This window comes from Micromonospora sp. CNZ285, assembly GCF_004637285.1.
Genome location: NZ_SPQD01000001.1, coordinates 1,761,390 through 1,784,221 on the forward strand (window position 1 = coordinate 1,761,390; position 22,832 = coordinate 1,784,221).

Sequence of the window (22,832 nt, forward strand, 5' to 3'; positions counted from 1 at the left end):
GTGTCAGACCTGGTCGGCGGCCCGCCGGTCGGCGCGTTCGCGCTGCGGCACCACCGTGTACCGCGGATCGCGTGCCGAGGCGACCCCGCCGTGGAAGATGCCGAACCGGGTGCACACCGACGCGGCGATCAGCGCGCCGCCGGACAGCGCGGACAGCACACGGCTGCGCCGGCCGAGCAGCGCGCCCACGACACCGGCGGCGGTCAGCGCCCGCCCGGCGCGCAGCAGCTTCCCGGGCGTGCCCCGCGTGTAGGGCTCGCTGAGCAGCCCGAGCCGGTTCTCCACCCGGTGCGAACCCCACAGCTCCATCGCCGCGCCCGCGACCGCGAGGCGCCGCGCCGGACCGGCCTGCGCGCCGGGCGCGGCCACCAGCCCGACACCGGCGCCGCTGGCCAGGGCGCTGCCCGCGAAGATGGCGGGCAGTTCCGGGTACGCCTCGTGCCACGACGGCACCGCCGTGTCCGCCAGCAGCACCCCGGTGTACGTGGCGAGCGCCGGCGCGGTGACGGCGGCGACCACACCGGCGGCATGCCCGGCGGGGGGCAGCAGCCGGCGGCCGAGCCCCAGCACGCCACGTTCGGGCAGCAGCGGGGCCGCCTCGGCGATCGCCGCGACCCCGGCGGCCGGGCCGAACACGCTGAGGATCCAGGTGCCCACCGACATCGGCGAGGTCACCTTCGCCACCCGCAGCATGTGGTGGAAGCGGGACGGCCGGCCCAGGTCGTTCACCAGGAAGTACGTGCTCGCGCCCACGGCGGCGAGCGCGGTGACCCGGCCGGCGCGGCGCAGCGCCGGGCGGCCGGTGAGCTGCCCGCCCGCCGCCAGCAGCGACGAACCGGCGGCGAGACCGCCGGTGAACAGGTACGCGGCGATGTCCCACCGCCACACCGGCGGCTTGAGGATGGGCCGGCCGTAGTAGGAGGTGAACTCGGCCGGCGGGACGTTGAGCTGCTCCCCGCCGCCCCTGCCGCCCTTGCCGCCCTTGCCGCGGCGTCGGCGCGGTTCCGCGTCGCGGGGCGGGTGCGGGGCCAGGCCGGCGTCGCGGGAGCCCGCGTCGGTGCGGCCCACACCGGGGCCGGCCGCGGTGGCCCGGCTGCCGTTCTCCCGCTCGGCGGCGCTGGCGTTCCCCGGTTCGGCGGACAGGCGCTCGCGGAAGCGGCGGAACAGGTCACCGACCGGGCGGTCCGGGCTCACGACGATCCTCCGACGAACGCGGCGACGGCAGCCGCCGCCATGGCCAGGGCGGCGAACCCGGCCCGCTTCCACATCTTCGGCAGGTCCCGGGTGGTGACCACCGGGTCCGGCGGCAGCCCGTACACCTCGGGCTCATCCAGCAGCAGGAAGAACGCGCCGTCGCCGCCGACACCATCGGTCGGGTCGTGGCCGTACAGGCGCGCCTCCGGCACGCCGCGCTCGTGCAGCGCGGTGACCCGCTTGGCGGCCCGTTCCCGCAGCTCGTCGAGCGGGCCGTACTGGATCGACTCGGTCGGGCACGCCTGCGCGCAGGCGGGCGTCATGCCCGCGCCGATCCGGTCGTAGCACAGCGTGCACTTCCACGCCCGGCCGTCGCCCTTGCGCTGGTCGATCACGCCGTACGGGCAGGCGGAGATGCAGTAGCCGCAGCCGTTGCAGATGTCCTCCTGCACCACCACCGTGCCGAACTCGGTGCGGAACAGCGAGCCGGTCGGGCACACGTCCAGGCAGGCCGCGTGCGTGCAGTGCTTGCACACGTCGGACATCATCAGCCAGCGGAAGTCGGTGCGGCTCTCCGGGCCGGTGGCCCGCCCCGGTGGCTGGGTGCCGGGCATGCCGAGGAACTCCGAACCGGCGGCCATCCGCGCCGCCGCCTCCGGCTGCCCCGGCGGCAGCCCGGGATTCGTACCCGTGTCGGGGGCCGTGACCGCGCCGGCCGCCGCCGACGCCGGGCTGATCGCCGGGCCGGTCGGGTCGCCGGCGAACGGCGGCGTGCGGTGCCCGGCCGGGCGGGGCTGCTCGACGAACGCGACGTGCCGCCACGAGTTCGCGGTGAGCGCGCCGGTGTTGTCGTACGACATGCCGAGCAGGTCGAAACCCGAGTCGGGGACGCCGTTCCACTCCTTGCAGGCCACCTCGCACGCCTTGCAGCCGATGCAGACGCTGGTGTCGGTGAAGAAGCCCATCCGCGGCGGCGCGTCGACCCAGCCCGCGTCCGGGGCCGGGTCGAGCGGGCCGTACAGGCTGTTGGCGTCAGGCATCCCGATCCCCGTCCTGGTGCGCGGCGGCCGACTGCTCGTCGGTGCTGCCGGCGGCGTCGTCCCCGCCTGCGGCGTCGGTCGTCACCACCGGGATCCTCCGGTCCGCCGTCATCCCGGCCCGTCGCTGGTAGTCGCCCACCAGGTCGAGCAGCGGCGGGCCGGTGGGCCGCCGCCCGGGCCGGATGTCGCAGGTGCCGACCTTGCTCTCCTGGATGAGGACGTTCGGGTCCAGCGTGATGCCGAACAGGTCGTTCGCCGAGTCGCCGGTGACCAGGCCCTCGGTGCCGAAGTGGTACGGCAGCCAGACCTGGTGGATGATCCGGCCGTCCACCCGCAGCGGGGTGAGCCGGTCGGTGACCAGCACCCGCGCCTCGATCACCGCGCGGCCGCTGATGAGGTGCGCCCAGCCCAGGTGGGCCAGCCCGATCTCGCCGGCCAGTTCCGGGGACACCTCGACGAACATCTCCGGTTGCAGCTCGGCCAGGCGTGGCACGGTACGGCTCATCCCACCGGCCGTGTGGTGCTCGGTGAGGCGGCTGACCGTGAACACGTACGGGAAGACCTGGCTGTGCGGCTCCGGCGGACTCGGGTTCATCCGGTTGATCGGATGCTCGTAGATCTTGCGGGTCGGGTTTGCCTGCTGACCGTAGAGCGCGTTGCGCATCGGCGACTCGGCCGGCTCGTAGTGCGTCGGCAGCGGGCCGTCCAGGACGCCGCTCGGCGCGTACAGCCACGCCTTGCCGTCGCCCTGCATGACGAACGGGTCGTCACCGGCGAGCGCGGCCGGGCCCGACGCGCCCTCGGGCGGCCGGTACGACGGCGGCTTCGTCTTCTCGAAGTCCGGCACGTCGTACCCGGTCCACTCGCCGGCGTCCGGATCCCACCAGACGTACTTCTTGCGCTCGCTCCACGGCCGGCCCTCGGGGTCGGCGGAGGCGCGGTTGTAGAGCGTGCGGCGGTTCGCCGGCCACGCCCAGCCCCACTCGGCGGCCACCCAGTCCTGCTCGTGGCGGGACCGGCGGCGCGCAGCCTGGTTCACGCCGTCGGCGTAGACGCCGGAGTAGATCCAGCAGCCGATCGCCGTGGAGCCGTCGTCCCGGGCCTCGCCGAAGGCGTTGAGCGGGCGGCCGGTCGCCACCTCGTACCCGTTGATCTCCTTGAGCACCGCCTCGGCGCTCGGCTCGGCGTGCGGACCGTGCGTGGGGTAGTCCCAGGCCAGGTCCAGCAGCGCGCGGTCGCGGCGCTCGGTGGAGGCGGCCAGCTTCTCCCGCAGCACGCGGCCGAGGTGGTAGAAGAACCACAGCTCGGAGCGGGCGTCGCCCGGCGGGTCGACGGCCTTCTCCCGCCACTGCAGCAGCCGCTGCGTCTGGGTGAAGGTGCCCTCCTTCTCCACGTGCGAGGCCGCCGGCAGGAAGAACACCTCGGTGCGGCACTCCTCCGGCACGATCTCGCCGGTGGCGACCTCCGGGCCGTTCTTCCAGAACGTGGCGCTCTCGATCATGAACAGGTCGCGGACCACGAGCCAGTCCAGGTTGGCCATGCCCAGCCGCTGGGCCCGGCCGTGTGCCGAGCCGACCGCCGGGTTCTGGCCGAGCAGGAAGTACCCCTTCACCCTGCCGTCGATCATGTTCAGGACCTGCTGGTACGTGCCGTGGTCGCCGGTCATCCGGGGCATGTACCCGTAGCAGAAGTCGTTCTCCGGTGTCGCCGCGTCACCCCAGTACGCCTTGAGCAGGCTCGCCGCGAAGGCCCGCGAGTCGCCCCAGAAACCCTTCTGGCCCGGGTGCCGGATGCTGTCCACCCACTCGTCGAACGTCGGGTGGTCGGCGTGGTGCGGCATCGGCAGGTAGCCGGGCAGCAGGTTGAACAGCGTAGGGATGTCGGTCGAGCCCTGGATGCTGGCGTGCCCGCGCAGCGCCAGGATGCCGCCGCCCGGGCGGCCCATGTTGCCCAGCAGGGTCTGGATGATCGAGCCGGTCCGGATGTACTGCACGCCGACGCTGTGCTGCGTCCAGCCGACCGAGTAGACGAGCGCGCCGGTGCGTTCCCGGCCCGAGTTCTCCGTCCAGGCGCGCGCCAGCTCGAGGAACTTCTCCTCCGGGATGCCGCACACCCGGGCCACCATCTCCGGGGTGTAGCGGGCGAAGTGCCGCTTCAGGATCTGGTAGACGCAGCGCGGGTGCTGCAACGTCTCGTCCCGCGGGGCCTGCGCCGGCACCGGCTCGCCGTGCGACTCGTGCTCCAGCCCGGAGGCCGAGTCACGTTCCTTGCCGGTGCCCCGGGCCTTGGCGTTGTCCTCCTGGCCCTCGTACTGCCAGCTCGCGTGGTCGTACGAGCCGGTGTCCGGGTTGTAGCCGGAGAACAGGCCGTCCAGGTCCTCGGTGTCGGCGAACTGCTCGCTGACGATGTTCGCCGCGTTGGTGTACGCCAGCACGTACTCCCGGAAGTCCAGCTCGTTCTCCAGGATGTAGCGCACCACGCCGCCGAGCAGCGCGATGTCCGTGCCCGCGCGGATCGGCAGGTACGTGTCGGCGAGCGCGCTGGTACGCGTGAACCGCGGGTCGACGTGGAAGATCTTCGCGCCGCGCTTCTTCGCCTCCATCACCCACTGGAAGCCCACCGGGTGGGCCTCGGCCATGTTCGAGCCCTGGATGATGATGACGTCAGCGTTGGCGAGATCCTGCTGGAAGTCCGTGGCGCCGCCGCGACCGAAGCTGGTCCCCAGACCGGGGACGGTGGCGGAGTGTCAAATGCGGGCCTGGTTCTCGATCTGGAGCGCCCCCATCGCGGTGAACAACTTCTTGATGAGGTAGTTCTCCTCGTTGTCCAGCGTCGCGCCGCCGAGGCTGGAGATGCCCAGCGTCCGGTTCAGCGGGCGGCCCTCGTCGTCGACGTCCTCCCAGGTCTCCGCGCGGGCGGCGAGGATCCGGTCGGCGATCATGTCGAGCGCGACGTCGAGGTCCAGGTCTTCCCACTCGGTCGCGTACGGCCGGCGGTAGCGAACCGTGGTCTGGCGCAGCGGGCTGGTCACCAGGCTCTTGCTGGCCGAGCCCTTCGGGCAGAGCCGGCCGCGCGAGATCGGGCTGTCCGGGTCGCCCTCGATCTGGGTGACCCGACCGTTCTTGTGGAAGACGCGCTGCCCGCAGCCGACCGCGCAGTACGGGCAGACCGAGCGGGCCATGCCGTCGGCGGTCTCGGTGCGGGCGGTCAGCTCCGCCGAGCGGGCCGACTGGGCGGCGGCGCCGCGACCGAGCGGGTCGGTGCCGGTGAGTTGCCGGTAGACCGGCCACCCCTGGATGAACGTCTTGAAACCCATCCGCGCACCCCCTCTCCGTCGAGAACGGCTCACCTCTGCCTGTAACCCTAGGCCAGCGGCCCGGGGCATGCGACTCGAGCCCACAGACAGAGCCGCCCCGGCCGGATGGCCGGGGCGGCTCTGGGCGTCGGTGTGCATGTCGCCTCTCGGCGAGTGGCGCGACGCGGCTCCAGCCGAACGGTATTCCGCGAAGGCAATTTAGGTGAGGCCCGGGGACACTGGACACACCGACGCTCTGCACAACGGTACCGGGGTCACGGTTCTTCCGCTCGTTCGTCGTGACCCCGGTCACCGCCGGGTCAGCTGTTCCAGTGCTCGGCCACCAGGTCAGCGGCCTGCTGCTCCCACTGGGCGTAGTGGTCCGGGTAAGCACTGACCTGGACGGTCTGGGCGGCCTTGGTCAGCGGCATGTCCTGCCAGCCGTCGACCTGCTTGAGGCCCTTCAGGAACGCGGTGGTGGAGTACTCGGGGTCGGTGATCTGCTCCACCGTGCCCCAACCACTGGACGGGCGCTGCTGGAACAGGCCCTGCGAGTCGTGGTCGTTACGGTCACCGAGGTGGCCGAGGTTCTCCAGCTTCGACTCCTGCAACGCCGTCGCGATCGACACGACGGCGGCGCGCTCGTCCATGCCGGCCTTCTTCGTGGCCGCGATGATCGCCTTGACGTTGGTGGTCTGCTCGTCGTTCAGGTCGATGTGCGACTGGGCGCCCTGGACGCCGTGCGGGATGAGCGCGGCGCTGTCCAGCTTCGCGGCGGCCTGGGTGGTGGTCACGGCCGTGTCGCGCACCGGGGTGCCGGTGTCGTGGTTCAGGGGGCCGGCGGCGAGGCCACCGGCGACGGTCAGACCGGCGATACCGAGAATGCTCTTACGCAGGATCGTGTTCATGGAGGGCTCCATTCGGGGGTCGACGCCCGCGCCGAAGGGGGTTCGGTGCGGGTGCGAGCACCGTCAGGCGCTCAAGAAAAGTTCTTCGGGGGATCCGGCGTCCTGCTCACACGCGGCCCGCAGCACGCCCGGGGGCGGCGTGCGGGGCCGGCTGGCGACGCCGGAGACATCCACAACGACCGCCTGCCCGGGATCATTCCCGGACCCCGCCACCCGCGCTCGCATGCTGCGGGGGTGCTGCTGCGGTCGTTCACCAGGTATAACGCCCCGGCCCCGCCCACGATTCCGCCGCACGGGTGTCCCCCACCACCCCGAAACCCGACACCCGCCCCAACCTCGGACATCGCCCCCGACCCATCCCCCGGTCCACCAGCGTCCCGCCCAGCCTCAACATCCGTCCGTTCCGTCCCGGCCGATCCAATCCCGGCCCCGTCCTCTGCCTGGACTCACCTGGCCCCGTCGACCATGAGGTTGACAGCACACGGTGTCCGGTTTGTCGCAGCAACTTCATGATCGGGGCATGCTCGCGGCGGCGTTCGCACTGCCGGATGGAGATCTTGGTACGAGAGTGCCCCTATGAGGGCCGCGCCACCGTGGGAGATCTTGGAAGGAAACGGCCGCCACAGGGGCCCAAATCTTCCAAGATCTCCCACGGAGTGCCGCGCTAGGCGAACAAGGCGAACAGGTAGCGAGGACGCGACGGTCGATCATGAAGTTGGCGGGGACGAAACGGACATCTCGCGCCGTCATCTTCATGATCGACGGGGTGGGGGCGGGAAGGGCGGGGGGTATGGGGACGGGTTGGGGTTACCCTGATGCCATGTCGGTCACTGCGCACGCGTACCTCGCCCGTCCCGGGCGACCCGCCGTGGTGGCGCGCACCCTGGACGAGCTGACCGGCCCCACGACCGGCATCGTCGAGCTGCCGGTGCGCCTGATGTGGAGCAGCGAACGCGCGTTCGACCTGGGCGACCCGGACGAGTTGCTCTGGATGTACGAGAACGTGCTGCGCGAGACGACCCGGGTGGAGGATCTGCGCGAGCTGATCCATGCGGGCACGTTGCGCCGGCTGTGGCCGCTGCTCAACCTGCCCCGGGGCGTACGCCTGGCCTGGGAGGGCCGGCACCGGAGCCTGCGCGCCGCGTGACCCATCCGCACGACTTCTACCGGCAGGTGGCCCGGGTGGCGCTGGCCGCTGCCGGCCCGCACCGCTTCGTGCTCGGCGGCGGGGTGGCGTGGGCCGTCCACGGCCTGGTCACCCGCCCAACCGAGGACGTCGACCTGTTCGCCGACGTGGAGGGCGCCGCGGCGGCGGCGGCCGACGGGGTACGCGCGGCGCTGGAGCGGGCCGGTTACCGGGTGGCCGAGGTGGACCCGGGCGGGCTGGGCGAGGTGTTCGACGGCTTCGACCGGGACCTGCGGGACTTCGTGGTGAGCCGGGACGGCCGGCAGATCCGGCTGAGCCTGGCCCGCCTGGACCGGCACCGCAGCCCGGTGGTGATGGACCTCGGCCCGGTCATGGACGTGCGCGACCTGATCGCCAACAAGACCGCCGCGCTGGTGAACCGGCGGGAGGTACGCGACTACATCGACGTCTCCGCCGCGCTGGACCGGTACACGGTCGCGGAGCTGCTGGAGCTGGCCCGGCAGGTCGATCCGGCGCTGGACGACGAGGACGTGCGGGCGGCGGGCCGTTACCTCGACGGGCTGGCCGACCGCCGGTTCACCCGGTACGGCCTGGACGCGCCGCGGATCGCCGAGGTCCGCCGCCGGATGGCCGCCTGGCCCCGCTGAGCAGCGGAACCAGGCGGCCGAGGGCGGGACCAGACGACCGGGAGCGGGACCAGGCGGCCGGCGCGGGCCAGCGGGCCAGCGGGCCAGCGGGCCAGCGGGCCAGCGGGCCAGCGGGCCAGCGGGCCAGAACGAGAAAAGCCGGACCGGACGACGGCTCACTTCGTCGGGCGGCCACCCGTGACGCCGAGGATCTCGCCGGTGACGTAGCTGGACTCCTGCGAGGCGAAGTAGACGTACGCGGGCGCCAGCTCGGCCGGCTGACCGGGACGGCCCAGCGGCGTGTCGGTGCCGAACTGCTTCACCTTCTCCTCCGGCATGGTGGCCGGGATCAGCGGCGTCCAGATCGGGCCGGGCGCGACCGCGTTGACGCGGATGCCGCGCTCGGCCAGGTTCTGCGCGAGCGCCTTGGTGAAGTTGGCGATGGCGGCCTTGGTGGTGGCGTAGTCGAGCAGTTGCGGCGACGGGTCGAACGCCTGGATCGACGACGTGTTGATGATCGTCGAGCCCTCCTTCATGTGCGGCACCGCGAACTTGCAGAGCCAGAACATGGCGTACACGTTGGTCTTGAAGACCCGGTCGAACTGCTCGGTGGTGATGTCGAGCAGGCCGTTGTCCTGCGACATCTGGTACGCCGCGTTGTTGACCAGGATGTCGACGCCACCGAGGTCGCGGACGGCCTGGTCGACGAGGGCGCGGCAGTTGGCCTCCTCGCGCAGGTCGCACCGGACCGCGACGCCGGTGCGCCCGGCCTGCTCGATCAGGGCGACCGTCTCCCGGGCGTCCTTCTCCTCCTCGTCGGCGAGGTAGGTGACGAGCACGTCGGCGCCCTCGCGGGCGAAGGCGATCGCCACGGCCCGGCCGATGCCGGAGTCACCGCCGGTGATGATCGCGCGCTTGCCGGTGAGCCGGTCGCTGCCCCGGTACGACTCCTCGCCGTGGTCGGGCTTCGGCCCCATCTCCTGCTCGTTGCCGGGCGGCGTCTGCTGTTGCGACGGCTGGCCCTCCTGCTGTCCGTACTGCTCGGCCGGGTGCTGCTGGGTGAACTGGTCCTCGCTCATGGATGCGCCCCTACCCCGGAGACCGGCGGGAAAACAGCAGCCTGTGACCGGAAGGGAAACGATTCGGGCCGGTGTGGCGCAGGTGACATGTGGTGGTTATGGTGCGCAACGGCGCCCACGAGGCGCGTACCCCCTTTGGAAAGGCACCTCATGACTTCCTCCTCCGGCGCCTCCCGGCGCCAGGTGCTGGCCGTCGCGGCCGCCGCCGCGACCGCTCCCCTGCTGGCCGGCGCGCCCGCCGAGGCGAAGCCGAAGCAGCCGAAGACCTGGGACCTGACGATCCTCGGCACGTCTGACACCCACGGCAACGTCTACAACTGGGACTACTACTCCGACGCCGAGTTCGACGACAGCAAGCACAACGACGTCGGCGTCGCGAAGCTCGCCACCCTGGTCAACCAGATCCGCGCCGAGCGCAAGGGCAGGGCCACGCTGGTCCTGGACGCCGGCGACACCATCCAGGGCACGCCGCTGGCCACGTACTACGCCAAGCAGGAGCCGATCACCAGCACCGGTGAGACGCACCCGATGGCCCGCGCCATGAACATCCTCAAGTACGACGCGGTGACGCTCGGCAACCACGAGTTCAACTACGGCCTGCCGCTGCTGGCGACCTGGATCGAGCAGCTCGGCTTCCCGGCCCTGGCCGCGAACGCGCTCAACGCGAAGACCGGCAAGCCGGCGTTCCTCCCGTACGTGATCAAGGAGGTCAGGCTCGGCGGGCACGGCGCGCCGAAGCTGCGCGTGGGCATCCTCGGCCTGACCAACCCCGGCGTGGCCATCTGGGACAAGGGCAACGTCGAGGGCCGCCTGGTCTTCGCCGACATGGTCGCCACCGCCGCGAAGTGGGTGCCGGAGATGCGCCGCCGCGGCGCCGACCTGGTCGTCATCTCCGCCCACGGCGGCGACAGCGGCACCTCCAGCTACGGCCCGGAGCTGCCGAACGAGAACCCGACCGCGCTGATCGCCGAGCAGGTCCCCGGCATCGACGCGATCCTGTTCGGCCACGCGCACAACGAGGTGCCGGAGAAGTTCGTCACCAACCTCACCACCGGCGAGCCCGTCCTCACCTCGGAGCCGTCGAAGTGGGGCCAGCGGCTGACCCGGATGGACTTCACGCTGGCCCGGGAGAAGGGCCGCTGGACGGTCACCGCCAAGTCGGCCACCACGCTGAACACCAACACCGTGGTCGAGGACCCGGCGGTGCTCGCGGCCGTGCGCGGCCAGCACACCAAGACCGTGGAGTACGTCAACCGGGTCGTCGCCCAGTCGAGCGTGGAGCTGTCCGCCGCCGAGTCGCGGTACAAGGACACCCCGATCCTGGACTTCATCAACCACGTCCAGACCGAGGTGGTCACCGAGGCGCTCGCGGGCGGCGAGTACGCGGGCCTGCCGGTGCTGTCCATCGCCGCGCCGTTCAGCCGTACCGCGGTGTTCCCGCAGGGCGACGTGCGCATCCGCGACGTGGCGGGCCTCTACGTGTACGACAACACGCTGGAGGCGGTCGTGCTGACCGGCGCCGAGGTGAAGGCGTACCTGGAGTACTCGGCGAAGTACTTCGTCACGCTGCCGGCGGGCGCGCCGGTGAACCCGGAGACGATCAGCGACCCGGCGGTGCCGGACTACAACTACGACGTGTTCTCCGGCGTCGACTACGACATCGACATCGCCGAGCCGGTCGGCCAGCGGATCACCCGCCTGGTGGTGGCCGGCACCGACACCCCGGTCGCGGCGGACGCCCGGTTCGTGGTGGCGGTGAACAACTACCGGCGCAGCGGCGGCGGCAACTTCCCGGGCATCGTGAAGACCCAGGTCTACAACGCGCAGCAGGAGATCCGCCAGCTGCTCATCGACTGGGCGCAGGCCAAGGGCGTCATCGACCCGGCCGACTTCTTCGTACCCAACTGGAAGCTGGTCCGCGACGGCGTGCCGGTCTTCTGACCGTGAGGCGGCGGGGCCCGGCGGTGTCCGGGCCCCGTCAGCCGCCCGCGCGCAGGTGCCACTCCGACTCCCCGCCGACCGGGTCCGGCCGGTCCGGCGGGAACTCGGTCTCGGCGGACTCGACCCGCTCCTCCGGGCGTACCCGGGCGGGCAGTTCGCCGAAGCGGACGTGCCGCAGGAACGCGTACTCCTCGTCGGTGAACGACTCGGCCGGCTCGCTCATGACCGCATTGTGCGCTCACCCGTTCCGTCTCCGCATCAACCGCTACGGCAGGGGTATGCCGCCGCGACGACCGCGGGCGACGAGGTGGAGGAGACATGCGCGCAGTACGGATGACCGCACCCGGTGTGCTGGAGCACACGGAGGTGCCCACGCCGCAGGCCGGCCCGGGTGAGGTGCTGCTGCGCGTCGGCGCGGTCGGCGCCTGCCACTCCGACCTGCACATCCTCGACGCCCCGGCCGGGGTGTTCCCGATGCCGATGACGCTCGGGCACGAGATCGCCGGCACCGTGGACACGGTCGGCGCCGGGGTGGACGGCTGGTCGCCCGGCGACCGGGCCGCCGTCTACGGGATCATCGGCTGCGGCCGGTGCCGGGCCTGCCTGCGGGGCGAGGAGAACCGCTGCCGGGTCATCCCGGTCGGCGGCATCGGGCTCAGCCGCGACGGCGGGCTGGCCGAGTACGTGGTGGTGCCGGCGTCCCGGCTGCTGCCGGTCGGGGACATGGACCTGACCCAGGCGGCGCCGCTGACCGACGCCGGGCTGACCCCGTACCACGCGGTGGACCTGGCGCGGCCCCGGCTGCGACCGGGCACGTCCTGCGTGGTGATCGGCATCGGCGGCCTGGGGCACATGGGGTTGCAGATCCTGCTCGCCACCACCGCGGTACGGATCATCGCGGTGGACACGAACACCGCCGCGCTGGACCTGGCCGGCCGCCTGGGCGCCCACCACACCGTGCAGGCCGGCCCGGACGCGGTGGACAGGATCCGCGAACTGGTCGGGCCGGCGCCGGACGGCGCGGACGTGGTGCTCGACTTCGTCGGCGCGCAGCCCACGCTGGACACCGCCCGGCAGGTGGTCGCCACCGGCGGCCAGATCCTGCTGGTGGGCCTGGCCGGCGGCACGCTGCCGGTGCGGCCGGTCGCCGACGAGCCGCCGCCGGTGCCGCTGGAGACCGGTGTGGTGGTGCCGTTCTGGGGCACCCGGGCCGAACTGCACGAGGTGATCGCGCTGGCCCGCGACGGCCGGCTGCACGCCGACGTGCACACGTTCCCCCTCGCGGAGGCGCCGCAGGCGTACGAGGCGCTGCGCCGGGGCGAGGTGCGGGGACGGGCGGTCATCGTCCCCTGAGCGGGGGCAGGCGGTCGAGCAGCGCCAGCCCGGCCCGTACCGGCCGCCGGTCGAGCACCTCGGCGAAACTCGCCCGCCCCTGGCAGAACCGGACGAACATCCGCCAGCCGGGTGGGCTCGCCAGCATCGCGTGGAACACGTCGGGCCGCCGCTCGAACACCTCCAGCAGCCGGTGCCCGGCGCGCATCTCCGGCGTCAGCCGCCGGTCGACCTCGCGGGTGTACGCGTCGAGGTCACCGGCGGCCACCGCCTCGCCGGCCAGCCGGCCCGAGCGCAGCGCGTAGCTGATGCCCTCGCGGCTCCACGGCTCCAGCAGCCCGGCGGCGTCCCCGGCGACCAGCACCCGGCCGTGGCGCAGCGGGGAGTCCCCGGTGCGGCAGCGGGTCAGGTGACCGGAGTCGTGCTCCGGGGTCACCCCGGACAGGCCGAGCCGGTCGGTGAAGTCGCGCAGGTAGGCGCGGGTGCGGTCGCCGTCGCCCCGGGCGGCTATGACACCGACTGTCAGCCGGTCGCCCTTGGGGAACACCCACGCGTACGAGCCGGGTAGCGGCCCCCAGTCGAGCAGCACCCGGCCGCGCCAGCGGTCCCGTTCGGCGGCGTCCACCGGCAGTTCCAGTTCCAGACCGAGGTCGACCTGCCGGAAGCGCACCCCGACGTGCCGTGCCGTCACGCCGGACGAGCCGTCCGCCCCGATGACGGTCCGGGCGCGTACCGTCTCACCGCCGGCCAGGCGCAGGCGTACCTCGTCGGGGTCCTGCTCGATCGCGCGGACCGCGACGCCCTCGCGGACCTGTGCCCCGGCGGCGACGGCGGCGGCGCGCAGCCGGTCGTCGAACTCCTCCCGGCGGATCATGGTGACCAGCGGCGCGGGGTGCCGGCGGGTGAACGCGCGTCGCCCGTCCCGGGTGAACGTGATCCGGTCGACCCGGTCGTGGGCGGGCACCTCGACACGCTCGGCGACCTCGGCCAGCGAGGTGCCGATCAGGCCGCCGCCGCACGTCTTGTACCGGGGGTGGGTGGCCCGTTCGACCACGAGCGTGCGGACGCCGGCCCGGGCCGCGGCGTGCGCGGCGGAGAGTCCGGCGGGCCCGCCGCCCACCACGACGAGATCCATGATCACGGGTGCAGCCTAGGGCACCGCCGTGCCGCGCCGCCCGGTACGACAGTCGAACGGGTGAGCATCATCGGGGCCCGTCCGGGTAACCGCCGGTCGCCGGCCGTCCGCGGGTCGGGCGGTCCACGCCGAGGAGGGAAGCGATGCCTCAGGTCCAGCTGTCTGCGGTCGAGGAACGGGTCTACCAGGCGGTTTCCGCGCTGGAGGTGCAGGGACACGTCCCCTACCCGGACCTGATCGCCCAGGAGACCGGGATGACCGAGGAGGAGCTGCGCGAGCCGCTGCACTCGCTCACCGAGCGGGGGCTGCTGCACCGCGAGGACTCCCCGATGTCCGGCCTGGACTTCGGACCCCGGTGGTGCGCGCGCCAGATGGCGTGATCGAGTCGTTTGCCCCACCGGGCACCGGGTAGCGATCGGAGCCGGGTGATCGACGGTCAGTGGGGGGCACGATGAGCGAGGGCCGGTCGTCGTCGGCGGTGCCTGACACCGGGTACGACGACCGGCGTCGCTGGCGCGCGCTGAGCGTCGGCCTGATCGCGGCGTTCATGACGCTGCTGGACGTCAGCATCGTCAACGTCGCGGTGCCGTCGATCGACCGGGCGTTGCACGCCACGCCGAGCGACCTGCAGTGGGTGCTGTCCGGGTACGCGCTGACGTTCGGCCTGGTGCTGGTGCCGGCCGGGCGGTTCGGCGACGCGCGCGGGCGGCGTACCGCGTTCGTGGTCGGGGTTGGCCTGTTCACGCTGACCAGCGCGCTGGCCGGGCTGGCGCGCTCGCCGGAGTGGCTGGTCGTCGCCCGGCTCGTCCAGGGCGCCGCCGCCGGCGTGGTGAACCCCCAGGTCAGCGGCATGATCCAGGAGCTGTTCCGGGGCGCCGACCGGGGCCGGGCGTTCGGCCTGCTGGGCGCCACGATCGGCATCTCCACCGCCGTGGGTCCGCTGCTCGGCGGCCTGCTCATCCAGCTCGGCGGCGCGGAGCACGGCTGGCGGTGGGTGTTCTTCGTGAACATCCCGGTCGGGATCGTGGCGATGCTGCTCGGCTGGCGGCTGATGCCGGCCCGGGCGACGAACCCGGCCGGGCGGGGCCGCCTCGACCCGCTCGGGGTGCTGCTGCTCGGCGCCGGGGTGACGGTGATCCTGCTGCCGCTGGTGCAGCGGGAGCAGTGGCGGGGCCCGGGCAAGTGGCTGCTGATCCCCGTCGGCCTGCTGCTGCTCGCCGGGTTCGCGCTCTGGGAGCACCGGTACGCCCGGCGCGCCCAGCCGCTGTTCGACCTGCGGCTGTTCACGGTGCGCTCGTACACGCTCGGCGCGCTGATCGGCCTGATCTACTTCGCCGGGTTCACCGCGATCTTCTTCATCTTCACGCTCTACCTCCAGATGGGGCTCGGCTACAGCGCGCTCGTGGCCGGCCTGGCGATCACCCCGTTCGCGCTCGGTTCGGCGCTCGCCTCCGCGCTCGGCGGCCGGGTGGTCACCCGGTACGGCCGTCCGCTCGTCGCGATCGGGCTGCTGGCGGTGGTGGCCGGGCTGATCGCGACCGACCTGGTGCTGGCCGGCAGGCCGCACGACAACGTGCCGTTGCGGACCGCGCTGCCGCTGCTCGTCGCCGGACTGGGCAGCGGCCTGGTGATCGCGCCGAACCAGACGCTCACGCTGTCCGAGGTCCCGGTGCCGATGGCCGGCAGCGGCGCCGGGATGCTCCAGACCGGGCAGCGCATCGGGTCGGCTGCCGGCATCGCCGCGGTGGGCGCGCTGTTCTTCTCGACGCTCGCCGCCGACCGCGGCGACTGGAGTACGGCGTTCCGCCACTCACTGCTGCTCGCCGCCGGGATCATCGTGCTGGCGCTCGGCGCCGCCGTGGCGGACATCGTGCTCGGTCACAGGCGGTCTGCGGGCGGCTCCTGACCGGCGGCGGGCAGCAGGACGGTGGTGAGCAGCCGGCGGGTGCGGCCGGGGCCGGGGCCGAGCGCCGCGTACTCGGCGAACAGGTCGCGGAACCGGGTGACGAACTCGGCGGTCTCAGCGTCGGTGGCGTGGAACGCGTTCTGCCGGTAGCCGGCCACGTCGCGGGCCAGGTCGCCGCCGCCGGCGTCGAGGTAGCCGTCGAAGTCGGCGAGCAGGCCCGCGACGAAGGTGAGGAACGCCTGGCGGTGCCGCTGCGGGCTCATGGCCCGGGCCTCGTCCGGGTCCACCGACGCGGCGGCCTCGTGGAGCCGGTAGCTGCGCTCGACGGCGCCGCGGGCCCGCCGCTCCCCCACCGTGTGCAGCACGCCGTGGTCGGCGAGCGTGGCGACCTGCCGGTAGAGCGTGGCCGGTGGCACGTCGCTCAGCGCGGCGCGCAGGTCGGTGGTGGTGAGCGTGCGGCCGCCCAGGAACGCCTGGACGATGCGCAGCCGGATCGGGTGCAGCAGCAGCTCCACGGTGTCGAGTGCCACAAGGGCTCCCCTTTTTGTTATCGCCTCCGGTAATGTTCTCACTGACGATAACAGAACCGAGGAGTTCGCCGATGGCCACCATCGACATCACCGCCGACCGCATCGACGTCCGGCTCACCACCGCCGAGAAGATCTGGGCCCTGCGCGGCGACCTGTCGTTCCCCCGCTCCGCCGTCAGCGGCGCCGTCGTCGTACCGGACGGTGCCCGCGCCACCCGCGGCATCCGGGCGCCCGGACTCGGCGTGCCCCGCACGCGCAACGTCGGCACCTGGCGCGGCAAGGCCGGCAAGGAGTTCGTCAGCGTCCGCGGCGGGCAGCCGGCCGTCCGCATCACCCTCACCGGCCAGGCGTACGACTCTCTGCTCATCGGCGCCGACGACGCCGACGCGGTGGCCGCGGCGGTGCTGCGGTGACGATCGACCGCCCGCTCGCCGTCGACTCGGCCGGGCAGCGGCTGTCCGGCACGCTCACGCTGCCCGACGGCGCCGGGCCGCATCCGGTGGCGCTGCTGCTGCCCGGCTCCGGGCCGATCAACCGCGACGGCGACCACCGCCGCCTGCCCCTGGGCATCCAGCGGCACCTGGCCGCCGCGTTGAGCGGGGCCGGGATCGCGGTCGCCCGGTACGACCGGCGGGGCGTCGGCGAGAGCAGCGGCGACTTCCTGCGTACCGGCTTCCACGACAACGTCGACGACGCGGCCGCCGTGCTCGCGGCGCTGCGTGCCGACCCGGCCGTGGACGGCGGGCGGCTGTTCCTGGTCGGGCACAGCGAGGGCGCACTCACCGCTGTCGCGCTCGCCGCGCGCGGCGTACCGCTGGCCGGCCTGGTCCTGCTCTCCGCGCCCGGGCGCACCGGCGCCGAGGTGCTGCGCTGGCAGGCCGCGCGGCTGCTGCCCACCCTGCCCGCGCCGGTGCGCCTCGTGCTCCGGCTCACCCGCACCGACCTGGTGGCGAAGGTGGCCCGCAACCACGAGAAGATCCTCGCCACCGACAAGGACGTGGCGTGGATCGGCGGGCAGCGGCTCAACGCCCGCTGGTTCCGGGAGTTCCTGCGCTACGACCCCCGGCCGGACCTGGCCCGCGTCAACGCGCCGATCCTCGCGCTCACCGGCGACAAGGACCTCCAGACCGACCCGGCCGACCTGCCGGTCATCGCCGCGCACGCGGGCGGGCCGGTGCGGACAGGGGTTCTGCCCGACGTCACCCACGTGCTGCGCCGCCGGCCCGGGCCGCCGTCGCTGCGGGCGTACCGGGACAAGGCGAAGCAGCCGCTGGACCCGTCGGCGGTCGAGCCGGTGCTGTCGTGGCTCGTCGCGCACAGCGGCTGAGGGGACACGAAAGGCCGGCACCCGATCCGGGTACCGGCCTTTCGACGGGTCTTACTTGTTCCAGTGCTCGGCCACGATCTCGGCCGCCTGCTTCTCCCACTGCGCGTACGCGTCGGGGTAGGCGCTGACCTGCACGGTCTGCGCGGCCTCGGTCAGCGGCATGTCCTGCCAGCCGTCGACCTGCTTGAGGCCCTTGAGGAACGCCAGCGTCGAGTACTCGGGGTCGGTGATCTGCTCCGGCGTACCCCAGCCGCTGGACGGCCGCTGCTGGAACAGGCCCAGCGAGTCGTGGTCGTTGCGGTCACCCAGGTGACCCAGGTTCTCCAGCTTCGACTCCTGCAGCGCGGTGGCGATCGAGATGACCGCGGCGCGCTCGGGCAGGCCCGCCTTCTTGGTGGCCGCGATGATGGCCTTGGCGTTGGCGAGCTGCTCGTCGTTCAGGTCCACGTGCGACTGCGTACCCTGCGGGCTCACGGCCTGGACCGCGACGGCGGCCGGCGTGGCGGTCTCCGCCGCGTGCGCGGCGACCGGACCGGCGAACACGCCACCGGTGAAGGCGAGACCGGCGATACCGAGGATGCTCTTGCGCAGGATTGTGTTCATGGTGGGCTCCGTTCGGGGGTCGACGCATCCGGGGGGATGCGTGGGCACCGTCAGGCGCTCAGGGTTCTCGGGGAGATCCGGCAGCGCGCGGCGTGCCGGGTGCATCTGCAACGACCGACGGCCCGGGCTTGTTCCGCCCCGGGGGGCGCTGGGCGCCGCCGCTCCGGTCGCGCACCGGGTTACAACGCCCCCCGCCCGCCCCCGATTCCGCCGCCGGGGTGCCGCCCACCACAGCGCAACCGGACATCCCCCCACCCCGCACCCCTCCCTCCCTCACGCGAGACGGCCGGCCCCGGAGGGGCCGGCCGTTCGTCACGGGTGTCGGGTTACCAGACCTGCTGGACGATGTCCGCCGCCTGCTCCTCCCACTGCGCGTACGCGTAGGGGTAGGCGGACACCTGGACCGTCTGCGCGGCGGTGGTCAGCGGCAGCTCGTGCCAGCCGCCGACGTTCTTCAGCGCGTTGAAGAACGCCTTGCTGGAGTACTCCGGGTCGGTGATCTGCTCGGACGTGCCCCAACCGGACGACGGGCGCTGCTGGAACAGGCCCTCCGAGTCGTGGTCGTTGTACGCGCCGAGGTGACCCAGGTTGTACAGCTTCGACTCCTGCAGCGAGGTCGCGACGCCGATCACGGCGCCCCGCTCCCCCACGCCGGTCTCCTTGGCCGCCTCGACGATGGCCTTGGCGTTGTCGAGCTGCGCGTCGTCGAGCGGGATGCGCGACTGCGCACCCTCGACGCCGTGCGGCACGAGCTTCTCCTTCGCCGGCCGGTCGGCCCGGGTCGGCACCTTGTCCAAGCCGGTGGTCTGGCCGGGCTTCACCGCCTCGGTGGAGGTCTTCTTGCCGGTGGCCAGGTCGATGGCGGCCTTGGCGCCGGCGTGCGGCCCGCTGGTCACCGGCGCGGCCACTGCTACGGGGCCGACGGCCAGGCCGCCCAGGACTGCCACACCCGCCACGCTCAGCGCGGCGCGGCGGTTACGGGAGACGGCGGCGGTCTTCGCGACGGCGGTCTTCGCGATGGCGGTCTTCGCGATGGCGGGGAGCCATCGAGTGAAGTGCTGCTTCACGATGGTTGCCCTTTCGATCGTTACGACGCGCTCCGGGGTGAGCGCCCCTCGAGGGACTACCGCCGGGTAGGTGTTTGGGTTCCGGCGGTACGGGGGACACAACGAGCCCCCCGTGTCGGTCATTCCGGAAATGACGGGCACGGCGAAGGCTGCGGTCCAGGTCACCCGCGATTCCGGGCAGTCCCGCCGTTCAGGCGTCGGACCGGGACGATCAGGCCGGACCGCCGAAGCGGACCAGCACATGCCAGAGCTGCTTGAGGTGTTGCAACGTCACCGCGACCGGTCCCCTGTCCGCCCAGCGATGCGGCTCGCGTACCACCGAGGCGGCGGCACGGCCGACGAGCGCGGCGTGCAGCGGCTCCCCCGGGCGGGCGAACTCGGCGTGCACGCGCGCGGCGAGCGGCGGGATGTCCGGACCGCGGAACTCGGCGTCCACGGCGTCGACCGGCAGCACGAAGCCGGGATGGAAGCGCAGCGCCAGGCCGTGCCGCGCGGCGATCGCCGCCAGGCGCCGTCCTGCGTCGGTGCCACGGAACGACGGGTCGACCACGAGCGCCTCCACGTCGCGGGCCAGGCTGATCTCGCCGTGCACCTGCGCCTCGATGTAGTCGTCGAGCGCCCGGCCGACCCGCCCGGACTCCCGTTCCCGGCGGCGCAGCAGCGTCCGCAGCAACGTGCCGGTGTCCATGCCGGCCACGCCCAGGGCGACGCCGGTCCCGGCGGTGGCGGTGAGCAGCGCCGCGAACACCGGCTCGAAGACGTCGACGGTGCCGAACTCGGTGGGCTCGATGTGGCTGTCACCGAAGCTGAACGTGGCCCGGGCCAGCACCTCCGGGCGCAGCCGCAGGTGGCAGGACCCGAACCGGGGGCACGCGCCGTCGGCGTGGCCGAGCAGGTTCAGGCCGCCGTACTTCGGGCGCTGTGCGGGGAGCACGCCGGGACGCTGGTACGCGCCGCCGAACATCGCCTGCTCCCACACGTCCCGGTCGCCACCCGGGTACGCGGTCAGGCCGCCGTTGGAGACGCCGGTCTCGAACTGGCTGCGGTAGACGCCCTCCTCGTCCAGCGCCTCGACCACTGTGCGGCCGTCGCGCAGCACCCGGTCGGGGTGGAAGTTGAGCGTCAGGCGCCCGTACCCGGTGACCGCGGCGACGACCTCCTCGTACCGGTAGGTGGCGCCGGAGGCGGCGAGGTGGCCGGCGATGACGGCGAGCGCCGCGGGGCGGTCGCGCAGCGCGACGTCGCGGACGTGGCGTAGCGCGGCGGACTGGGCGGCGGTGAGGGTGGCGACCGGCACGGGCCCGAGTATCACCGGACGGAACGTCGTGCGGCCACACAGTTTCCGGGCCGGCACCGGCGCCCCGCCGGGGCCGGAACGCGCGACCGGGCCCGGACCGGATCACTCCAGCCGGGCCCGGGTCGGGCGGGTGTCCTCAGTGGCCCCTGGCGATCCACTCGTCCAGGTGCGGCGCCTCGGCCCCGATCGTGGTGTCGTCGCCGTGCCCGGTGTGCACCACCGTCTCCGGCGGCAGCGTGAGCAGCCGGGTACGGATCGACTCGACGATGGTGCCGAAGTCGCTGTACGACCGCCCGGTGGCGCCCGGTCCCCCGGCGAACAGGGTGTCGCCGGTGAAGACCGCGCCCAGGTCGGGGGCGTACAGGCTGCACGCGCCGGGGCTGTGGCCCGGGGTGTGCAGCACCCGCAGCGTGGTGCCGCCGACGGTGATCGTCTGCCCGTCGGTCAGCTCGCCGTCCGGTGCCGTGTCCGGGTGCACCATGTCCCACAGCACCCGGTCGGCCGGGTGCAGCAGCACCGGCGCGCCGGTGGCCCGGGCCAGTTCGGGCGCGACCCGGACGTGGTCGTCGTGGGCGTGGGTGGCGACGATCGCCACCACGCGCCGGTCACCGATCACCTCGCGGATGGCGGCCACGTCGTGCGGCGCGTCGAGGACGACGCACTCGGCGTCGTCGCCGACCACCCAGACGTTGTTGTCCACGTCGAACGTCTGGCCGTCGAGCGAGAACGTGCCGGAGGTGACGGCGTGGTCGACGCGTGCGGTCACGGGAAGACCACCACCGAGCGCAGCACGTCGCCGTGGTGCATCCGGGCGAACGCCTCCTCGACCTGGTCGAGGGCGATCTCCTCGGTGACGAACGCGTCCAGGTCCAGCCGGCCCTGCCGGTACAGCTCGGTGAGCATCGGGAAGTCGCGGCTGGGCAGGCAGTCGCCGTACCAGCTGGACTTGAGCGCGCCGCCGCGGCCGAAGACGTCCAGCAGCGGCAGGTCGACTGTCATCTCCGGGGTCGGCACGCCGACCAGCACGACGGTGCCGGCGAGGTCGCGCGCGTAGAACGCCTGCTTCCACGTCTCCGGACGGCCGACCGCGTCGATCACCACGTCGGCGCCGAAGCCGCCGGTGGCCGCGCGGATGGCCTCCACCGCGTCGTCCTCGGAGGCGTTGACGGTGTGGGTGGCGCCGAACTTGCGCGCCCAGTCGAGCTTGCGGGAGTCGGTGTCCACCGCGATGATCGTGGTCGCGCCGGCCAGGGCCGCGCCGGCCACCGCCGCGTCGCCGACACCGCCGCAGCCGATCACCGCGACCGAGTCGCCCCGGGTCACGTTGCCGGTGTTCATGGCCGCGCCGAGACCGGCCATCACGCCGCAGCCGAGCAGGCCGACCGCCGCCGGCCGGGCCGACGGGTCGACCTTCGTGCACTGTCCGGCGTGGACGAGCGTCTTCTCGGCGAACGCGCCGATGCCGAGCGCGGGCGTCAGCTCGGTGCCGTCGGTGAGCGTCATCTTCCGGGTCGCGTTGTGGGTGGCGAAGCAGTACCACGGGCGGCCGCGATGGCAGGCCCGGCACTGCCCGCAGACCGCGCGCCAGTTGAGCACCACGAAGTCGCCGGGCGCCACGTCGGTGACGCCGTCGCCCACCTGCTCCACGATGCCGGCGGCCTCGTGGCCGAGCAGGAACGGGTAGTCGTCGTTGATGCCGCCCTCGCGGTAGTGCAGGTCGGTGTGGCAGACGCCGCACGACTGGATGCGGACCACCGCCTCGCCCGGCCCCGGGTCCGGCACCACGATGGTGGTGACCTCCACGGGCGCGCCCTTGCGCCGCGACACGACTCCCCGGACTTCCTGGCTCACGGTGCCTCCTTCGTTGCATGCGTCTGCACCCAGAACCTACCGCTGATCATGACCCGCGAACCAATGAAGCCCGGCGGATTGTCCTGGTCATGACCGGGTACCCGGTGTGCCGGTTCTACCAGGTGGGACGGGAGTGATCATGAGGCTGTCGCATGCGCCGCTGCGGGTCGCCATCGGCGCGTACATCCTGAACTCCGGGCTGGGCAAGCGGGGCCTGGAGGGTGAGGCCGCCGCTGGCATGCACGGCATGGCGGCCGGCGCGATGCCGCAGTTGCGGCAGATCCCGCCGGACCGGTTCGCCGTGCTGCTGTCGCGGGGCGAAGTCGCGCTCGGCGCGGCGCTGCTCGCCCCGTTCGTGCCGTCGCTGCTGGCCGGGGCCGCGCTCACCGCGTTCGGTGCGGGCCTGGTGCAGCTCTACCTGAAGACGCCGGGTATGCGCGAGGGCACCAGCCTGCGGCCGAGCCAGGAGGGCATCGGCCTGGCCAAGGACGTGTGGCTGGTCGGCGCGGGGCTGACCCTGGTCCTCGATTCACTGGTGCGGCACCGCCCCTGAG

22 protein-coding genes are annotated in these 22,832 nt (G+C 73.0%); 9 read left to right on the top strand and 13 right to left on the bottom strand.

Features of this window, described 5'->3' with window-relative positions:
* Window positions 1-3 precede the first annotated feature (3 nt).
* The 4 genes from nrfD to CLT75_RS08120 all read right to left on the bottom strand — a co-directional run bounded on the left by nrfD (window position 4) and on the right by CLT75_RS08120 (window position 6,437).
* On the bottom strand, window positions 4-1,194 hold the full coding sequence (gene nrfD / locus CLT75_RS08100; RefSeq protein ID WP_135240216.1) for an NrfD/PsrC family molybdoenzyme membrane anchor subunit: 1,191 nt from the start codon (window positions 1,192-1,194) through the stop codon (window positions 4-6).
* Window positions 1,191-2,234 (bottom strand): 4Fe-4S dicluster domain-containing protein, encoded by a 1,044-nt coding sequence (locus tag CLT75_RS08105; protein WP_135240217.1) that lies wholly within the window; start codon window positions 2,232-2,234, stop codon window positions 1,191-1,193. The genes nrfD and CLT75_RS08105 overlap by 4 nt, the downstream gene beginning before the upstream one ends.
* Window positions 2,227-5,550, bottom strand: coding sequence for a formate dehydrogenase (gene fdh / locus CLT75_RS08110; protein ID WP_209310292.1), 3,324 nt, complete (start codon window positions 5,548-5,550; stop codon window positions 2,227-2,229). The genes CLT75_RS08105 and fdh overlap by 8 nt, the downstream gene beginning before the upstream one ends.
* A 299-nt stretch (window positions 5,551-5,849) precedes the next feature.
* Window positions 5,850-6,437 (bottom strand): hypothetical protein, encoded by a 588-nt coding sequence (locus CLT75_RS08120; RefSeq protein WP_135240220.1) that lies wholly within the window; start codon window positions 6,435-6,437, stop codon window positions 5,850-5,852.
* 820 nt (window positions 6,438-7,257) lie between these two features.
* Between CLT75_RS08120 and CLT75_RS08125 the strand changes: the two genes are divergently transcribed.
* Complete coding sequence (locus tag CLT75_RS08125) at window positions 7,258-7,584, top strand: hypothetical protein (protein WP_135240221.1); 327 nt, start codon at window positions 7,258-7,260, stop codon at window positions 7,582-7,584.
* Complete coding sequence (locus CLT75_RS08130) at window positions 7,581-8,231, top strand: nucleotidyl transferase AbiEii/AbiGii toxin family protein (RefSeq protein ID WP_071094961.1); 651 nt, start codon at window positions 7,581-7,583, stop codon at window positions 8,229-8,231. Before CLT75_RS08125 ends, CLT75_RS08130 begins: the two co-directional genes overlap by 4 nt.
* Window positions 8,232-8,386: 155 nt before the next feature.
* Here CLT75_RS08130 and CLT75_RS08135 read toward each other — a convergent pair whose 3' ends face one another.
* The gene (locus CLT75_RS08135) at window positions 8,387-9,289 is read right to left on the bottom strand and encodes an SDR family oxidoreductase (RefSeq protein ID WP_135240222.1); all 903 of its coding nucleotides are present in this window, start codon (window positions 9,287-9,289) and stop codon (window positions 8,387-8,389) included.
* 150 nt (window positions 9,290-9,439) lie between these two features.
* Between CLT75_RS08135 and CLT75_RS08140 the strand changes: the two genes are divergently transcribed.
* Entirely contained in the window at window positions 9,440-11,230 is a 1,791-nt protein-coding gene (locus CLT75_RS08140) for a 5'-nucleotidase C-terminal domain-containing protein (RefSeq protein WP_135240223.1), read from the top strand.
* A 37-nt stretch (window positions 11,231-11,267) separates the two neighbouring features.
* Here CLT75_RS08140 and CLT75_RS08145 read toward each other — a convergent pair whose 3' ends face one another.
* Complete coding sequence (locus CLT75_RS08145; protein ID WP_135240224.1) at window positions 11,268-11,453, bottom strand: hypothetical protein; 186 nt, start codon at window positions 11,451-11,453, stop codon at window positions 11,268-11,270.
* Between the two features lie 95 nt (window positions 11,454-11,548).
* Between CLT75_RS08145 and CLT75_RS08150 the strand changes: the two genes are divergently transcribed.
* Complete coding sequence (locus tag CLT75_RS08150) at window positions 11,549-12,583, top strand: NAD(P)-dependent alcohol dehydrogenase (protein ID WP_135240225.1); 1,035 nt, start codon at window positions 11,549-11,551, stop codon at window positions 12,581-12,583.
* Here CLT75_RS08150 and CLT75_RS08155 read toward each other — a convergent pair.
* Window positions 12,570-13,697 carry a geranylgeranyl reductase family protein gene (locus CLT75_RS08155; protein WP_135243945.1) on the bottom strand — a complete coding sequence of 376 codons (1,128 nt, stop codon included), beginning with the start codon at window positions 13,695-13,697 and terminating at the stop codon, window positions 12,570-12,572. The genes CLT75_RS08150 and CLT75_RS08155 overlap by 14 nt on opposite strands.
* A 143-nt stretch (window positions 13,698-13,840) precedes the next feature.
* Between CLT75_RS08155 and CLT75_RS08160 the strand changes: the two genes are divergently transcribed.
* Together CLT75_RS08160 and CLT75_RS08165 are read left to right on the top strand one after the other, a co-directional pair.
* Window positions 13,841-14,077 carry a hypothetical protein gene (locus CLT75_RS08160; RefSeq protein WP_013286401.1) on the top strand — a complete coding sequence of 79 codons (237 nt, stop codon included), beginning with the start codon at window positions 13,841-13,843 and terminating at the stop codon, window positions 14,075-14,077.
* 71 nt (window positions 14,078-14,148) lie between these two features.
* The gene (locus CLT75_RS08165) at window positions 14,149-15,603 is read left to right on the top strand and encodes an MFS transporter (RefSeq protein WP_135240226.1); all 1,455 of its coding nucleotides are present in this window, start codon (window positions 14,149-14,151) and stop codon (window positions 15,601-15,603) included.
* Here CLT75_RS08165 and CLT75_RS08170 read toward each other — a convergent pair.
* On the bottom strand, window positions 15,576-16,133 hold the full coding sequence (locus tag CLT75_RS08170; RefSeq protein ID WP_135240227.1) for a helix-turn-helix domain-containing protein: 558 nt from the start codon (window positions 16,131-16,133) through the stop codon (window positions 15,576-15,578). The two genes, CLT75_RS08165 and CLT75_RS08170, sit on opposite strands and share 28 nt — an antisense overlap.
* Window positions 16,134-16,204: 71 nt before the next feature.
* Between CLT75_RS08170 and CLT75_RS08175 the strand changes: the two genes are divergently transcribed.
* Window positions 16,205-16,546, top strand: a complete 342-nt coding sequence (locus CLT75_RS08175; RefSeq protein WP_135240228.1) for a hypothetical protein — start codon at window positions 16,205-16,207, stop codon at window positions 16,544-16,546.
* Complete coding sequence (locus tag CLT75_RS08180; RefSeq protein WP_135240229.1) at window positions 16,543-17,460, top strand: alpha/beta fold hydrolase; 918 nt, start codon at window positions 16,543-16,545, stop codon at window positions 17,458-17,460. Before CLT75_RS08175 ends, CLT75_RS08180 begins: the two co-directional genes overlap by 4 nt.
* Window positions 17,461-17,511: 51 nt before the next feature.
* Here the strand turns inward: CLT75_RS08180 and CLT75_RS08185 are convergent, their stop codons facing one another.
* The 5 genes from CLT75_RS08185 to CLT75_RS08205 all read right to left on the bottom strand — a co-directional run bounded on the left by CLT75_RS08185 (window position 17,512) and on the right by CLT75_RS08205 (window position 22,278).
* A complete protein-coding gene (locus tag CLT75_RS08185) occupies window positions 17,512-18,063 on the bottom strand; it encodes a hypothetical protein (RefSeq protein WP_135240230.1) in 552 nt (183 codons plus the stop codon).
* 326 nt (window positions 18,064-18,389) lie between these two features.
* Complete coding sequence (locus CLT75_RS08190; RefSeq protein WP_209310293.1) at window positions 18,390-19,130, bottom strand: hypothetical protein; 741 nt, start codon at window positions 19,128-19,130, stop codon at window positions 18,390-18,392.
* A gap of 211 nt (window positions 19,131-19,341) precedes the next feature.
* Window positions 19,342-20,442, bottom strand: coding sequence for a DUF3626 domain-containing protein (locus CLT75_RS08195; protein WP_135240232.1), 1,101 nt, complete (start codon window positions 20,440-20,442; stop codon window positions 19,342-19,344).
* Between the two features lie 121 nt (window positions 20,443-20,563).
* Window positions 20,564-21,193 (bottom strand): MBL fold metallo-hydrolase, encoded by a 630-nt coding sequence (locus CLT75_RS08200; RefSeq protein ID WP_135240233.1) that lies wholly within the window; start codon window positions 21,191-21,193, stop codon window positions 20,564-20,566.
* Window positions 21,190-22,278, bottom strand: a complete 1,089-nt coding sequence (locus CLT75_RS08205; protein WP_135240234.1) for an S-(hydroxymethyl)mycothiol dehydrogenase — start codon at window positions 22,276-22,278, stop codon at window positions 21,190-21,192. Before CLT75_RS08205 ends, CLT75_RS08200 begins: the two co-directional genes overlap by 4 nt.
* Before the next feature lie 139 nt (window positions 22,279-22,417).
* Here CLT75_RS08205 and CLT75_RS08210 point away from each other — a divergent pair, with 139 nt between their 5' ends.
* Window positions 22,418-22,831 (top strand): hypothetical protein, encoded by a 414-nt coding sequence (locus CLT75_RS08210; RefSeq protein WP_013286411.1) that lies wholly within the window; start codon window positions 22,418-22,420, stop codon window positions 22,829-22,831.
* Window position 22,832 lies beyond the last annotated feature (1 nt).

Excerpts from the sequence above, each read along its gene's own strand:
- CLT75_RS08105 (WP_135240217.1), bottom strand. The coding sequence starts at position 2,234 with ATGCCTGACGCCAACAGCCTGTACGGCCCGCTCGACCCGGCCCCGGAC.
- CLT75_RS08120 (WP_135240220.1), bottom strand. The coding sequence starts at position 6,437 with ATGAACACGATCCTGCGTAAGAGCATTCTCGGTATCGCCGGTCTGACC.
- CLT75_RS08125 (WP_135240221.1), top strand. The coding sequence starts at position 7,258 with ATGTCGGTCACTGCGCACGCGTACCTCGCCCGTCCCGGGCGACCCGCC.
- CLT75_RS08135 (WP_135240222.1), bottom strand. The coding sequence starts at position 9,289 with ATGAGCGAGGACCAGTTCACCCAGCAGCACCCGGCCGAGCAGTACGGA.
- CLT75_RS08140 (WP_135240223.1), top strand. The coding sequence starts at position 9,440 with ATGACTTCCTCCTCCGGCGCCTCCCGGCGCCAGGTGCTGGCCGTCGCG.
- CLT75_RS08145 (WP_135240224.1), bottom strand. The coding sequence starts at position 11,453 with ATGAGCGAGCCGGCCGAGTCGTTCACCGACGAGGAGTACGCGTTCCTG.
- CLT75_RS08150 (WP_135240225.1), top strand. The coding sequence starts at position 11,549 with ATGCGCGCAGTACGGATGACCGCACCCGGTGTGCTGGAGCACACGGAG.
- CLT75_RS08155 (WP_135243945.1), bottom strand. The coding sequence starts at position 13,697 with ATGGATCTCGTCGTGGTGGGCGGCGGGCCCGCCGGACTCTCCGCCGCG.
- CLT75_RS08160 (WP_013286401.1), top strand. The coding sequence starts at position 13,841 with ATGCCTCAGGTCCAGCTGTCTGCGGTCGAGGAACGGGTCTACCAGGCG.
- CLT75_RS08165 (WP_135240226.1), top strand. The coding sequence starts at position 14,149 with ATGAGCGAGGGCCGGTCGTCGTCGGCGGTGCCTGACACCGGGTACGAC.
- CLT75_RS08175 (WP_135240228.1), top strand. The coding sequence starts at position 16,205 with ATGGCCACCATCGACATCACCGCCGACCGCATCGACGTCCGGCTCACC.
- CLT75_RS08185 (WP_135240230.1), bottom strand. The coding sequence starts at position 18,063 with ATGAACACAATCCTGCGCAAGAGCATCCTCGGTATCGCCGGTCTCGCC.
- CLT75_RS08210 (WP_013286411.1), top strand. The coding sequence starts at position 22,418 with ATGAGGCTGTCGCATGCGCCGCTGCGGGTCGCCATCGGCGCGTACATC.